Source organism: Okibacterium fritillariae, from assembly GCF_052783725.1.
Genome location: NZ_CP199917.1, coordinates 1,603,182 through 1,616,482 on the forward strand (window position 1 = coordinate 1,603,182; position 13,301 = coordinate 1,616,482).

11 protein-coding genes are annotated in these 13,301 nt (G+C 68.2%); 4 read left to right on the forward strand and 7 right to left on the reverse strand.

Annotation, left to right across the window (positions count from 1 at the left end):
• Positions 1–16 precede the first annotated feature (16 nt).
• Positions 17–2,020 (forward strand): 1-deoxy-D-xylulose-5-phosphate synthase, encoded by a 2,004-nt coding sequence (gene dxs / locus ACUWEX_RS07485; protein ID WP_445995834.1) that lies wholly within the window; start codon positions 17–19, stop codon positions 2,018–2,020.
• 69 nt (positions 2,021–2,089) lie between these two features.
• On the opposite strand, the gene ACUWEX_RS07490 is transcribed toward dxs, so the two are convergent.
• From ACUWEX_RS07490 to ACUWEX_RS07505, 4 genes are all read right to left on the reverse strand, one after another.
• Positions 2,090–4,225, reverse strand: a complete 2,136-nt coding sequence (locus tag ACUWEX_RS07490) for a 3-hydroxyacyl-CoA dehydrogenase NAD-binding domain-containing protein (protein ID WP_445995835.1) — start codon at positions 4,223–4,225, stop codon at positions 2,090–2,092.
• A 2-nt stretch (positions 4,226–4,227) separates the two neighbouring features.
• Complete coding sequence (locus tag ACUWEX_RS07495; protein WP_445995836.1) at positions 4,228–5,433, reverse strand: thiolase family protein; 1,206 nt, start codon at positions 5,431–5,433, stop codon at positions 4,228–4,230.
• Between the two features lie 74 nt (positions 5,434–5,507).
• Positions 5,508–6,704: an HRDC domain-containing protein gene (locus tag ACUWEX_RS07500; protein ID WP_445995837.1), complete on the reverse strand. Its 1,197-nt coding sequence runs from the start codon at positions 6,702–6,704 to the stop codon at positions 5,508–5,510.
• Positions 6,697–7,299: a DUF3000 domain-containing protein gene (locus ACUWEX_RS07505; protein WP_077053264.1), complete on the reverse strand. Its 603-nt coding sequence runs from the start codon at positions 7,297–7,299 to the stop codon at positions 6,697–6,699. The genes ACUWEX_RS07500 and ACUWEX_RS07505 overlap by 8 nt, the downstream gene beginning before the upstream one ends.
• A 25-nt stretch (positions 7,300–7,324) precedes the next feature.
• On the opposite strand from ACUWEX_RS07505, the gene ACUWEX_RS07510 reads away from it, so the two are divergent.
• Positions 7,325–8,524, forward strand: a complete 1,200-nt coding sequence (locus ACUWEX_RS07510) for an alpha/beta hydrolase family protein (RefSeq protein WP_445995838.1) — start codon at positions 7,325–7,327, stop codon at positions 8,522–8,524.
• A 14-nt stretch (positions 8,525–8,538) separates the two neighbouring features.
• Here the strand turns inward: ACUWEX_RS07510 and ACUWEX_RS07515 are convergent, their stop codons facing one another.
• From ACUWEX_RS07515 to ACUWEX_RS07525, 3 genes are read right to left on the reverse strand one after another with little or no spacing between them, the layout of a single operon-like run.
• Complete coding sequence (locus ACUWEX_RS07515) at positions 8,539–9,312, reverse strand: dihydrofolate reductase family protein (protein WP_445995839.1); 774 nt, start codon at positions 9,310–9,312, stop codon at positions 8,539–8,541.
• Positions 9,309–9,746: a SufE family protein gene (locus ACUWEX_RS07520; protein ID WP_079727521.1), complete on the reverse strand. Its 438-nt coding sequence runs from the start codon at positions 9,744–9,746 to the stop codon at positions 9,309–9,311. Before ACUWEX_RS07520 ends, ACUWEX_RS07515 begins: the two co-directional genes overlap by 4 nt.
• A gap of 9 nt (positions 9,747–9,755) precedes the next feature.
• Positions 9,756–10,658, reverse strand: a complete 903-nt coding sequence (locus tag ACUWEX_RS07525) for a sulfurtransferase (protein WP_079727522.1) — start codon at positions 10,656–10,658, stop codon at positions 9,756–9,758.
• A 141-nt stretch (positions 10,659–10,799) separates the two neighbouring features.
• Here ACUWEX_RS07525 and zapE point away from each other — a divergent pair, with 141 nt between their 5' ends.
• Complete coding sequence (zapE, locus tag ACUWEX_RS07530) at positions 10,800–11,846, forward strand: cell division protein ZapE (protein WP_445995840.1); 1,047 nt, start codon at positions 10,800–10,802, stop codon at positions 11,844–11,846.
• 166 nt (positions 11,847–12,012) lie between these two features.
• Entirely contained in the window at positions 12,013–13,245 is a 1,233-nt protein-coding gene (locus tag ACUWEX_RS07535; RefSeq protein WP_079727524.1) for an ammonium transporter, read from the forward strand.
• Positions 13,246–13,301 lie beyond the last annotated feature (56 nt).

Here is a 13,301-nt window from a genome sequence, read left to right on the forward strand (position 1 = left end):
AGCTAGACTCAGATTCATGAGCCTTCTCGAGAACATCCATGGTCCCCGTGATCTCGATGGCCTCTCGAGCGAGCAGCTGGTGCAGCTCGCCCAAGAGATCCGCGACTTCCTCGTCAGCGAGGTGTCGCGGACCGGCGGGCACTTGGGGCCGAACCTCGGTGTGATCGAACTCACGATCGCGATCCACCGAGTGTTCGAGTCCCCGCGTGACTCCATCGTGTTCGACACCGGACACCAGAGCTATGTGCACAAGCTGCTCACGGGTCGGCAAGACTTCGCGGGCCTCCGCCAACGCGGGGGTCTCGCGGGGTATCCGCAGCGCTCCGAGTCTCCGCACGACATCGTCGAGTCCTCGCACGCATCGTCATCCCTCAGCTGGGCCGACGGCATCTCGCGTGCCTACGACATGACGGGCCAGCACGACCGTGCCGTTGTCGCGGTCGTGGGCGACGGGGCCCTCACGGGCGGTATGACGTGGGAAGCGCTGAACAACATCAGCGACGACAACACGCGTCGCCTCATCATCGTCGTCAACGACAACGGCCGGTCCTACGCGCCCACCATCGGCGGCATGGCCAAGTTCCTCAGCAACGTGCGCACGCGCCCCATGTACACGACGCTGCAGAAGTCGAGCGAGAAGGCCTTCTCGCGGCTCGGTTCGCCGGCACGCGCCTTCTACCGCGGCGTTCGCGGCGGCCTGCACGGGTTCCTCAGCCGCTTCACCGACAACGAGGCGCTCTACTCCAACCTCGACATCAAGTACATCGGCCCGGTCGACGGGCACGACGTCGACGCCATGCAGGAGGCGCTCACGCAGGCGCGCGACCACAACGCGCCCGTCATCGTGCACGCCATCACGCAGAAGGGCAAGGGCTACGGCCCCGCCGTCGACGACGTCGCCGACCAGTTCCACGCCGTCGGCAAGATCGACCCGATCACCGGTGAACCCGTGACGGCCTCCGAGGGCGACTCGTGGACGGGCATCTTCAGCGACGCGCTCGTGCACGAAGCCGAGCGCAACGACAAGATCGTGGGCATCACGGCCGCCATGCTGCGGCCCACCGGTCTGCACCGCATGGCCGAGCGCTTCCCGAAGCGCGTGCACGACGTCGGCATTGCCGAACAGCACGCCGCGACATCCGCCGCCGGTTTGGCCTTCGGGGGATTGCACCCCATCGTCGCGCTCTACGCTACGTTCGTCAACCGCGCTTTCGACCAGATCCTCATGGATGTCGCGCTGCACAAGGCCGGCGTCACCTTTGTGCTCGACCGCGCCGGGGTCACGGGCCCCGATGGCCCGAGCCACCACGGCATCTGGGATCTCGCGATTCTGCAGGTCGTGCCCCACATCCGCATCGCCGCACCGCGCGACGCCGTGCGCCTGCGCGAAGAGCTCGCCGAGGCCGTGCGCGTCGAGGACGCCCCGACCGTGCTGCGCTTCCCGAAAGGGTTGGTCAACCCCGAGCTTCCAGCCATCCGACGCTTCGATGACGGCGTGGAGGTGCTCGTCGAGAGCGAGCGCAACGACGTGCTGATCATCACGGTCGGCCCGATGGCCGCCATGGGCGTCGACGTAGCGGAGAGGCTGCAGGCGCAGGGCATCGGCGCGACCGTCATCGACCCGCGCTGGGTCGTTCCCGTGGCGCAGAGCGTGATCGAGCTGGCGCGCGAACACCGACTGGTCATCACGATCGAGGACGGCATCCGCGTCGGCGGCGTCGGCACGCGCATCCGACAGGACCTGCGCGCGGCCGGAGTCGACACGGCCGTGGACGAGCTGGGTGTGCCCGACGAGTTCATCGACCACGCCTCGCGCGAGCAGATCCTGTCGGACGCAGGCCTCACTGCCCAGCAGATCGCGCGTGACGTCGTCGACCAGGTTCTCGGCAGCCGGATCCCCGTTGCGCGACCTCTCTCCAACGACGGTGACGAGCCCTCGCTGGGCGGCGATTCCGACGAGGAGCAGCACGCCGTTCCCGGCCGCACGACGAAGGCCGACGGAGACGCCGAGCAGCTCTGAGTTCGAATAATCTCACACGCAAAAGGCCCCCTCTCCACAGACAGGGGGCCTTTTGCGTGCAATCGGGTGTTACTCCACGCCGACGATGGGCGGGTGGTGGAACGTGTCGCCGAAGACTCGCTCGGAGGCGCCCACGCGGTCGAGGTAGGGCGTCGCGCCACCCATGTGGAACGGCCAGCCGGCGCCGAGGATGAGGCACAGGTCGATGTCCTCGGGCGCGTGCACCACGTCGTCCTCGAGCATGCGGTGGATCTCGTCGGCCAGGCCGTCTTCGACCCGGCGGCGGATCTCTTCGCCCGTCTGTGGCGCGTTGCCGCCCGAGACGATCTTCACGGCCTTCTTGTCGAAGCCCGTGATCTTGCCCTTACTGTCGCGCTCGAAGATCTTGCCGTGCTCGGCGAGGCGGTGCAGGTTGGGGCTGTCGAAGAACCGCTCGGGGAACGCGGCGTGGTGCGTGTCGAGCACGTGCGCACCCACCGTGAGCCCGACGAGCTCGAGCAATTCGAATGGCGACATCGGCAGGCCGAAGTCGTCGAGCGCGTGATTGACCACGTCGAAGGGGGTGCCCGTGTCGACGGCGTGCATAGCCTCGCCGAGCAACTTGGCGAGGATGCGGTTGACGACGAACCCGGGGGTGTCGCGCGTGATGACGGCGTTCTTCTTCAGGTTGGCGGCCGTCACCATGGCGGTCGCGAGTGCCTCGTCGGTGGTGTGCGGCGTGCGCACGACCTCGATGAGCGGCATGACGGCGACCGGGTTGAAGAAGTGGAAGCCGACGACGCGTTCGGGATGCGCGAGCTTCGACCCGATCTGCTCCACCGACAGCGACGACGTGTTGGTCGCGAGGATGGCGGTGTCGGAGATGTACTGCTCGACGTCGGCGAAGACATCCTGCTTGACGCCCAGCTCTTCGAAGACAGCCTCGATGACCCAGTCGCAGTCCGCGAAGTCGGCCTTCGAGGTCGTGCCCGTGACGAGCGCCTTAAGCCGGTTGGCCTCGTCGTTGCCGATGCGCCCCTTGGTGAGGAGCGCGTCGATCTCGTCACGGATGTAGGAGATGCCCTTGTCGACACGCGCCTGGTCGAGGTCGGTGATGACAACGGGGACCTGCAGGCGCCGCACGAACAGTAGCGCGAACTGGCTGGCCATGAGACCCGCTCCGATCACACCGACCTTCGTCACGCGCTGCGCGAGCTTCTTGTCGGGCGCGCCGGCCGGATGCTTGGCCCGCTTCTGCACGAGGTTGAACGCGTAGATGCTGGCCTGGAACTGGTCGCCCGAGATGAGTTCGGAGAGCGCCTCGTCTTCGCGCGCGAACCCGTCGGCCTTCGATCCGCTCTTCGCGGCCTTCAGCAGATCGAGCGCGGCATACGGCGACTTCGGCACGGTGCCGATCTTCGACTCGAGCATCTTGCGCGCGATGCCGATGGCGGCATCCCACTTGACGAGTCGTTCGACCTTGCCCGGCTCGTTCTTGCGCACGACCTTGATGCGGCCCGAGAGCACGCCGTCGGCCCACGCGAGCGACGATTCGAGGTAGCTGGCCGACGGGAAGATGGCGTCGGCGATGCCGAGATCGAAGACCTGTTGGGCCTTCAGCATCCGGTTGGTCTTGAGCGGGTTCTCGACGACCACCTTGAGGGCGTTCTCGATGCCGATCAGGTTGGGCAGCAGATAGGCGCCGCCCCAGCCCGGGATGATTCCGAGGAACACTTCGGGCAGCGCGACGGCCGGGGCCGAGGCGTCGATGGTGCGGTAGGTGGCGTTCAAACCGATCTCGAGCCCACCACCGAGCGCGAGCCCGTTGATGAACACGAAGGTGGGAACGCCCAGATCGCCCAGCTTGCCGAGCACGTGGTGCCCGAGCTGCGCGAGCTGCTTCGCGACCTTCTTAGAGGGAATCTCGCTGACCTTCGACAGGTCGGCGCCGGCGGCCAGGATGAACGGCTTGCCCGTGATGGCCAGCCCGTCGATCTCGCCGGAGGCGGCGCGGGCGCGCTGAGCGTCGAGAACGCCGTCCAGCTCGAGCAGCGTTGCCGGGCCGAGCGTGTTGGGCCGCGTGTGGTCGCGCCCGTTGTCGAGCGTGACGAGTGCGAGCGTCTTGCCCGAGGCGAGGGGGATGTCGCGCACGAACGCGTGCGTCACGACCTCGTCGGCACTCAGCGCGAGCAGTTCGGAGAAGTCGATCGTGGTGTAGTCGGTCATGGCTATTTGCGTCCCTTCTTGCCCGTGAAGTGCGGGTTCTCCCAGATGACGGAGCCGCCCTGGCCGAGGCCCACGCACATGGCGGTGAGGCCGTAGCGCACCTCGGGGTGCTCCTCGAACTGGGCCGCGAGCTGAATCATGAGGCGCACACCGGATGCGGCGAGCGGGTGGCCCACGGCGATCGCACCGCCCCAGGGGTTCACGCGCGGGTCGTCGTCGTCGATGCCGAAGTGGTCGAGCAGCGACAGCACCTGCACGGCGAACGCCTCGTTCAGCTCGAACAGCCCGATGTCGTCGATCGTCAGGCCGGCCTTGCGCAGCGCTTTCTCGGTGGAAGGCACGGGGCCGATGCCCATGATCTCGGGTTCGACGCCCGCGAAGGCGAAGCTGACCATGCGCATCTTGGGTCGCAGCCCGAATTCCTTGACGGCATCCGAGCCCGCGAGCAGGCTCACGGTGGCGCCGTCGGTCAGGGGAGAGGCGTTACCGGCCGTGACGCGCCCGTGCGGGCGGAACGGCGTGCGCAACGTGGCGAGCCCCTCCATGGTCGTCTCGGGCCGCATGCCCTCGTCCTGCGTGGCGAGGCCCCAACCCTGCTCCGAGCGCAGGGCGACGGGCACGAGGTCGGGCTGGATCTTGCCGGCGGCATAGGCCGCCGCGATCTTCTGCTGGCTCAGCATGCCGAACCGGTCGGAGCGTTCCTTGGTGAGGTGCGGGAACCGGTCGTGGATGCGCTCGGCGGTCTTGCCCATGTCGAGCGCGTCACCCGAGACGAGCTTCTCGGCGAGGAACCGCGGGTTGGGGTCGGCGTTGAATCCCATGGGGTGCCGGCCCATGTGCTCGACACCACCGGCGATGGCCACGTCGTAGGCGCCGAAGGCGATACCGCTGCCGAGCGTGGTGACGCTCGTCATGGCGCCCGCGCACATGCGATCGATGGCGAAACCGGGCACCGAGCGGGGGAGTCCGGCGAGCAACGCGGCGGTGCGGCCGAGCGTGAGGCCCTGGTCGCCGACCTGGGTGGTGGCCGCGATGGCCACGTCATCCACTCGATCCTTCGGCATGTCGGGGTTTCGCTCAAGCAAACCGATCATGGCTTTCACCACAAGATCGTCCGCCCGGGTGTTCCAGTACATGCCTTTTTCTCCGGCGCGCCCAAACGGGGTACGAACACCATCGACGAAATAGACGTCAGTTCTCTCGGCCACTCTGCCTCCCACTTTCGGATGTTGCTCGAAAGCCTAGGAGGAGCGCATTCCCCGGGGGAATCCTTTGACCCTTCCTACGACTCCGGGCTCTCCTCGACCGGTGGCGTGTTGTGGGCTTCCACAAAGGCTGTGGTGATTGGCTCGGAGGTTATCTCCAGTTGCCACGGGCGCGCGCCGAGCGCTTCGAGAGCAGAGCGGATGTGTGCGGCATCCAGTTCGGCGGGCGGTTCCCATGCCACGCGGCGCAGCGTCTCGGGGGTCAGCAGGTTCTCCACGGGCATGCCGAGCTCTTCCGCGACCGTGGTCAACGCGGCGCGGGCGGCCTTCAGGCGCAGATCGGCTTCGGGGTTGCGCTCCGACCAGCTGCGGGGCGGGGGCAGCGTGTCGGTCTGCGGCCGCAGCACAGGCAGGTCGGTCGTGGTGCGACCCGCCTCGATGGCGGCCCACCAGCGGTCGATCTCGGTTCGGCTGGCGCGTCCGCTGAACGCGCGCAGACTGGCGAGCTGGCTGGATGTCTTGGGCTCGGCCTTCACAGCGGCGACGAGCGACGTGTCGGGCACGAGTCGGCCGGGCGCGGTGTCGAGCTCGCGGGCGAGGGCATCCCGCGCCTCCCAGAGCGAACGCGCGACGGCCAGGTTGCGGGCACCGCGCACCGAGTGGAGGCCGGACAGGCGGCGCCACGGCTCGTGCCGCGGGGCGCGCTCCGGCTTCTGCACCTCGGCGTCGAATTCTTGCTCGGCGATCTGCTTCTTGCCGCTCTCGACGAGCATCTCGTCCATCGTGTCGCGCACGTCGACGAGCAGTTCGACGTCGAGCGCCGCATATTCGAGCCACGATTCGGGCAGCGGGCGCGTCGACCAGTCGGCCGCCGAATGCTCCTTGGCCAGGTGGATGCCGAGCAACTCCTCGACCACGGCGCCGAGGCCGACGCGTGCCAGGCCGAGCAGGCGCCCGCCCAGCTCGGTGTCGAAGATGTGCGTGGGGGAGAGGCCGACCTCGCGCAGGCAGGCCAGGTCCTGGCTCGCGGCGTGCAGCACCCACTCCTCGTCGCGGATGACGGCCTGCAGCTCGTCGAACGAGCCGATCGCGGGCGGGTCGAAGAGGAAGATGCCGGCGCCGCGCCGGAACACCTGGATGAGGTAGGCGCGCTGCGAATAGCGGTAACCCGAGGCGCGCTCGGCGTCGACGGCCACGGGCCCGTGACCCGCAGCAATGGCGTCGACGGCCTCGAGATACTCTTCGCGGGTGTCGATGACGTGACGATCAGCCACGGAGGTTCCTTTTCGTCGAGAGCAGCGTGACGCCTTCGGTCGTCGGGGGCAGGCCGGCGAGCATGCACAGCAGCTCGCCCCAGCCCTCGACGTGTGCCGAGACATCCTGCTCGAGGGGGGTCCAGGATGCGCGCAGCTCGATCTGTGCGCCATCGCCCTGTTCGGCGAGCTCGCCGAAACCGGAGGACAGGATCTTGGTGGCCGTGCCCGAGGCGGCCGTGTACTGGGCGTCGCGGGCATCGAGAGCGTCGACGAGCCAGGACCACGACACCTCGGCGAGGAACGGGTCGAGGCCGATCTCGGTCTCGAGGGGGGCCTGCGCGAAGCACACGATGCGGAACGTGCCGCCCCAGGCATCCACCCCGTCGGGATCGTGCAAGAGGATGAAGCGGCCGGTGCCGAGCGGCGAGTCCTCGCCGTGCCGGGCGGGGGCGGGCGTGACATCGGCGGCAAGGGCGACGGCGTAGGGCGCCAGCTTGCCGGGGGCGGGGATTTCGGTCACGGTGAGCTCGGGACGGTTGTCCGCGCGACGCACGGCGTCGAGCGCAACCTGGAACTCCACCGGGTACTCGCCCGGGATCGGTGTATCAGCCACCCTCGCAGACTAGAGTTACTTTCCAATGAAAGCCCAGAGCCACGCCGTCCCAAGCCGCAAGCCGTCGTCGAGCATTGTGGGCATCGCTGCCGCTGCCGTCGGCGGTGTCGCCGCACTCGCATCGATCGCCTCCGTCGTCGCCGTGGGCGCCGTCGCCCGCATGGTGGTGACTCCCGCCAAGCAGAGGCAGCGCGACACCGAGGTGCTCTCGCTCAACCGGCGTCGCAAGACCATCACGCTGCGGGCCACGCCCGACACGATCCTTCCCGGTCGATACGGCATGTGGTTCGGGCAGCCCGAGCGCTACCTCAAGCTCGGCCCCGTGCTCTGGCGCGACCGCACGTCGGTGACGCGTCGCCTCGAGAGCGACGAGATCGGCCTTCCGTTGCACGGTCGGGCGACCTTCAGCGGCTGGTACTACCAGCACCCGCGCGAGTTGGGCCTCGAGTCCGAGAGCGTGCGCATCGAGACGCCCATCGGAGCGGCCCCGGCATGGCTCGTGCCCGCCGAGAATCCCCGCGACACCTGGGTGATCCTGGTGCACGGCCGCGGCGTCGGTCGCGGCGAGCCGGTGCGTGCCGTGCCCGTGCTGCGCGACGCCGGCTTCACCACCCTGAACGTGTCCTACCGCAACGACGGCGACGCTCCGCGGAGTGCCGACGGTCGCTATGGTCTCGGTGCCACCGAATGGGAAGACGTCGACGCGGCCATCGACTACGCCCTGGCCGCCGGCGCGCGCGACGTGATCCTCATGGGCTGGTCGATGGGCGGCGCCATCAGCCTGCAGGTCGCCCTACAGGGGCGCAATCGTGAGGCCGTGCGCGGAATCATCCTCGAATCTCCCGTCACCGACTGGAACCGGGTGCTCGTGTTCCAGGCCGAGGCCGAGAGCATCCCGCCCATCGTTCGACACGGCGCACTGGCCGCGCTCGGCAACCCGTGGGGCCGCCGCCTGACGGGCCTCGACGCGCCGCTCGACCTGCCGTCGCTCGACATCGTCGCGCGCAGCAGCGAACTGTCGGTGCCGATCCTCATCCTGCACAGCGACGACGACGGTTTCGTGCCGTCGAGCGGTTCGCACGCCCTGGCCGACGCGCGCCCCGACCTCGTGACGCTCGACATCTTCCAGGTGGCACGCCACACCAAGCTGTGGAACTACGACCCCGACCGCTGGAACCGCTCGATCGCGGGTTGGCTCGACAAGAACTTCCCGCGCGGCGCCTGAGCGGCCCGTGAGCCCTAAGCCGCGGTGCGGTCCTGCGTGTCGGGCCGCAGCCGGTGGTAGGTGTTGCCGTCGTCGTCGACGAGCAGCCCGTCGAGCGTGAACCACCGCTGGAACTCGTCGTCGCCACCGATGAGGGGGCGGGCCGGCAGCACGAAGGTGGGCGCAACACTGAGGTACACAGCATCCACCTGACCGGCACGGATGAATTGACCCGCCAGGCTGGGCCCACCCTCGCACACGACGCTCGGGTAGCCGTTGGCCGCCAGCGTCTCGACGATCTCGGCCGGCCCCGGGTCGTTGCCAGGCATGGCCAGGCGTCGGCACGGCAGGTCGCCGAGGTTGGCGAGCACCTGCTCCTCGTTGCCGGCCGGGTAGAGCACGACGAGTCGCTCGGCGTCGTAGTCGTCGCCCAGCTTGTGGCCCGCGAGGGAGCCCGAGCGCGTGACGACGGCCAGTACGGCGGTCTTCGGCATGACGTAGCCTTCGGCGCGCACGCTCTCGGCGCCCACGAGCACGGCGTCGGCGTGGTCGCGGATGACGCCGAGGATCATGCGGTCGGTGCGGTTCGAGAGCGTTTCGCTCGTGCCATCCGGGCCCGTCGCCGAGCCGTTGATGCTCGAGATCATGTTGAGCGCCAACCACCGATCGGCCTGCGGGCGGTACCGTTCCGAGACCCACTTCTTCGAGTCGGCGGTGCGGCCGGTGCAGCGGGATGCCGTGGCGGGTACGATCTCGGTCAACCCGGTGCCGCGCGCGATGACGGGGGCGTCGGCATCCGCCTCGGTCATCGACCGACCCGGGCCCGCAGCTGTCGCTTGGCGCGCTGCAGCATGCCGCTCATGCCGTTGAGGCGCAGCGGCGAGACCGCCTTCGACAGGCCCAGCATCTGCGGGTAGTCGTCGGGCAGCGCCAACGCCTCGTCGACCGTGAGGCCGTTGAGCGTCTGGGCCAGGATGGACGCGAACCCGCGCGTGGTCGGGGCCTCGGGCGGGGCCTGCGCGAACATCGTCACGAGACCGTCGTCGACCTCGACCACGATGAACACGGGGGCCTGGCATTCGGCCACGCGCTCGAGCAGCTCGGGATGGTCGGCGAGACGCTCGGGCAGAGCCGGCAGCTCGTTCGAGAACTCGAGCAGCAGTTCGAGTCGCGACGACAGGTCGAGGTCGAGGAATTCGTCGCGGATCTCGGCCGCCTGGCCGGTGAGGGTGCTGTCACTCATGCGTCAACGCTAGCGCGTCTGCGGGGCCTCGCCGGGCTCGGCACCCGTGACGATGGGGACGCGCACGGCGCTGCCCCATTCGGTCCACGAGCCGTCGTAGTTCTTGACGTCCTCGAAGCCCAGCAGGTGCTGCAGCACGAACCACGTGTGGCTCGAGCGTTCGCCGATGCGGCAATAGGCGATGACGGGTTCGCCGTCGGTGAGGCCGGCGCCGTCGCGGTAGATGGCCGACAGCTCGTCGACGTTCTTGAATCGGCCGTCTTCGGCAACGGCCTTGCCCCACGGCACGCTGCGGGCGGTGGGGATGTGGCCGGCGCGCAGGGCGCCCTCTTCGGGGTAGGCCGGGGCCGTCGTGCGTTCGCCGCTGTACTCCTCGGGGCTGCGCACGTCGATGAGAGGGCGGCCGAGGTGGGCCAGCACGTCGTCCTTGTAGGCGCGCAGAGCCGAGTCGTCGCGCGTGACGACGGGGTAGTCGGTGGCGGGGCGTGCAGGGCGTTCGGTGCTCAAGGCGCGGCCCTCGGCGATCCACGTGTCGCGGCCGCCATCCATCAATCGCACGTCTTCGTGGCCGAACAGGCTGAAGACCCAGAGGGCGTAGGCGGCCCACCAGTTGTTCTTGTCGCCGTAGATGACGACGGTGTCGTCGCGCGAGATGCCCTTCTTCGAGAGCAGGGCCGCGAAACCGGCACCGTCGATGTAATCGCGCTGCACGGGGTCGTTGAGCTCGGTGTGCCAGTCCACCTTCACGGCGCCCGGGATGTGCCCGGTCTCGTAGAGCAGCACGTCTTCGTCGGATTCGACGACGACGAGGCCCTCACGGCCGAGATTCTCCGCCACCCAGGCGGTGCTGACGAGACGTTCGGGGTGCGCGTACGCCTCGAACTCGGGATTCTGCTCACGTTCGACGGTCATTGTTCCTCCTGGTGAGGTTAAGCTGGAGCACGGCCAGCTTCATTCCCGGCTGCCCGTCCTGATTTCTTCCCCGAGTGAATCTACGCATCCGTCAACCGGATGTCATATTCGCGCCCCTTGAATGAACAAAGGTGTCAGCGTATGTCGCCCTCCGAAACAACCGGCGTCGTCAGCCTGGCCGCCCGCAGCCCCGAGATCTCGGGCGCGCAGATCGTGGCCAGCCTCGTGCCCCCGCGTCAGTTCGAGACGGCCAGCTTCGAGAGCTACCGGCCGGATGCCGACTTCCCCTCGCAAGCCGAGGCGGTCACCATCCTCACCGAATTCGCCGACTCGTGGGGCGTGCAGAAGTCCGGCGGATTCTTCGGGCGCAAGAAGAACAAGGCCCCCGCGGTGAAGCCCGGGGTCTACCTCGACGGCGGTTTCGGCGTCGGCAAGACGCACCTCCTCGCGGCCCTGTGGCACGCCGCGCCCGGCCCGCGCAAATACTTCGGCACGTTCATCGAATACACGGCGCTCGTCGGCGCGCTCGGCTATGCCGCCACGGTGGAAGAGCTGCGGGGGTCGACGCTCATCTGCATCGACGAGTTCGAGCTCGACGACCCGGGCGACACCATGGTCATGACGCGTCTGCTCGGCGAACTGGTGGCGACGGGCACGCGCATCGCCGCGACATCCAACACGCCGCCCAATGCGCTCGGCGAGGGGCGCTTCGCGGCGGCCGACTTCCTGCGGGAGATCCAGGCGATGTCGGACAACTTCCGCACGCTGCGCATCGACGGCAACGACTATCGCCGCCGGTCGATCGAGGGACACGCGGCCGTGCGCGACGACGCCGCCTACACCGAGGCGCTCGAAGATGCCACGGCCCGGCGCGCGGGGGACGACGCATCCGACGACACCTTCGACGACCTGATCCAGCACCTGTCGACCGTGCACCCGTCGCGCTACATCGGCCTGCTCGACGGCCTGTCACTCATCGGCCTGCGCGATGTGCACGTGCTCGACTCCCAGACCGAGGCGCTGCGGCTCGTGGCCTTCATCGACCGCGTGTACGACGCCCAGATCCCCATCGTGCAGACGGGCACGCCGCTCGACGAGGTCTTCGGCGGGGACATGCTCTCGGGCGGCTACCGCAAGAAGTATCTGCGCTCGATGTCGCGCATGATCGCCCTCACGACGGGGGAGTAGAGCACCGCCGAAACACGCCCGCAACACTCGCGAGCATCCGTAACACACCCGAAATGCGGTGTGAACACCCGTGGAACCTCGCCCGCAGAGACTGTCATCGTGCCAGCCGAACGCTCAGCGTCCGGTGGCAAACCCGATGCACACTCGAGCAGGTTAAGGACACGATATGGACACCGGCACCATTGCCTGGGCGATCACGGCGACAGCACTCGTGCTGTTCATGACGCCCGGCGTCGCATTCTTCTACGGCGGACTCGTCAAGGCCAAGAGCGTCGTCAGCATGATGATGATGAGCTTCGGGGCCCTCGGCCTCATCAGCGTGCTCTGGATTCTCTACGGCTTCAACATGAGCGCTGTCACGGGCGCCTTCGACTTCGCGGGCAACCCGTTCTCCGACTTCGGCCTCACCGCCCTGTCGCAGGGTGAGACCGCCAACACCGACCTGCTGGGAGCCACCTACGGCGCCACGTTCGCGATCATCACGGTCGCGCTCATCTCGGGCGCCATCGCCGACCGCGCCAAGTTCGGCGCGTGGATGATCTTCGCCGGCATCTGGGCGACGGTCGCCTACTTCCCGATCGCCGCGTGGGTGTGGGGCGGCGGCTGGATCATGAACCTCGGCACGACGCTCTTCGGCGAAGAGGCGGGCCTCGCGGTCATCGACTACGCCGGCGGAACGGCCGTGCACATCAACGCGGGTGCCGCCGCTCTGGCCCTGGCCCTCGTGCTCGGCAAGCGTGTGGGATTCCAGAAGGGCATGTCGAAGCCGCACAACGTGCCGCTGACGCTGCTCGGCGCGTCCATCCTGTGGTTCGGCTGGTTCGGTTTCAACGCCGGCGCCGAGTGGCTCAACAACATGGAGAACGTCGGCCTCATCGTGATCAACACGCTGGGCGCGACGGCCGCGGCCATCATCGGCTGGCTCGTCATCGAGAAGTTCAAGGACGGCAAGGCCACGTCGGTGGGCGCGGCATCCGGTGCGGTTGCCGGTCTCGTGGCGATCACGCCCGCCTGCGCCAACCTCACCCCGGGCTGGGCCCTGCTGCTCGGCGTCGTCACGGGTGCCGTGTGTGCCCTCGCCGTCGAACTGAAGTTCAAGCTGGGCTTCGATGACGCGCTCGACGTGGTCGGCATCCACCTCATCGGCGGCCTCATCGGCACCGTCTACCTCGGCTTCTTCGCCACCTCGACGGGTCTGTTCGTCGGCGGCGGATGGGAGCAGCTCGTGCTGCAGGTCGTGGCGGCTCTGGCCGTGCTGATCTACTCCTTCGTGGTCGCGCTGGTGATCGGTTTCGCGATCCAGAAGACCATCGGGTTCCGCGTGAAGAACGAGGACGAGATCGCGGGCGTCGACACGTCGGTGCACGGCGAAGAGGGTTACGCGCTCGACGTCGTCTGATCCTGCGGGTCACACGAGCCAGCACAGCACGAAGGGGATGTCGCACCACGCGGCAT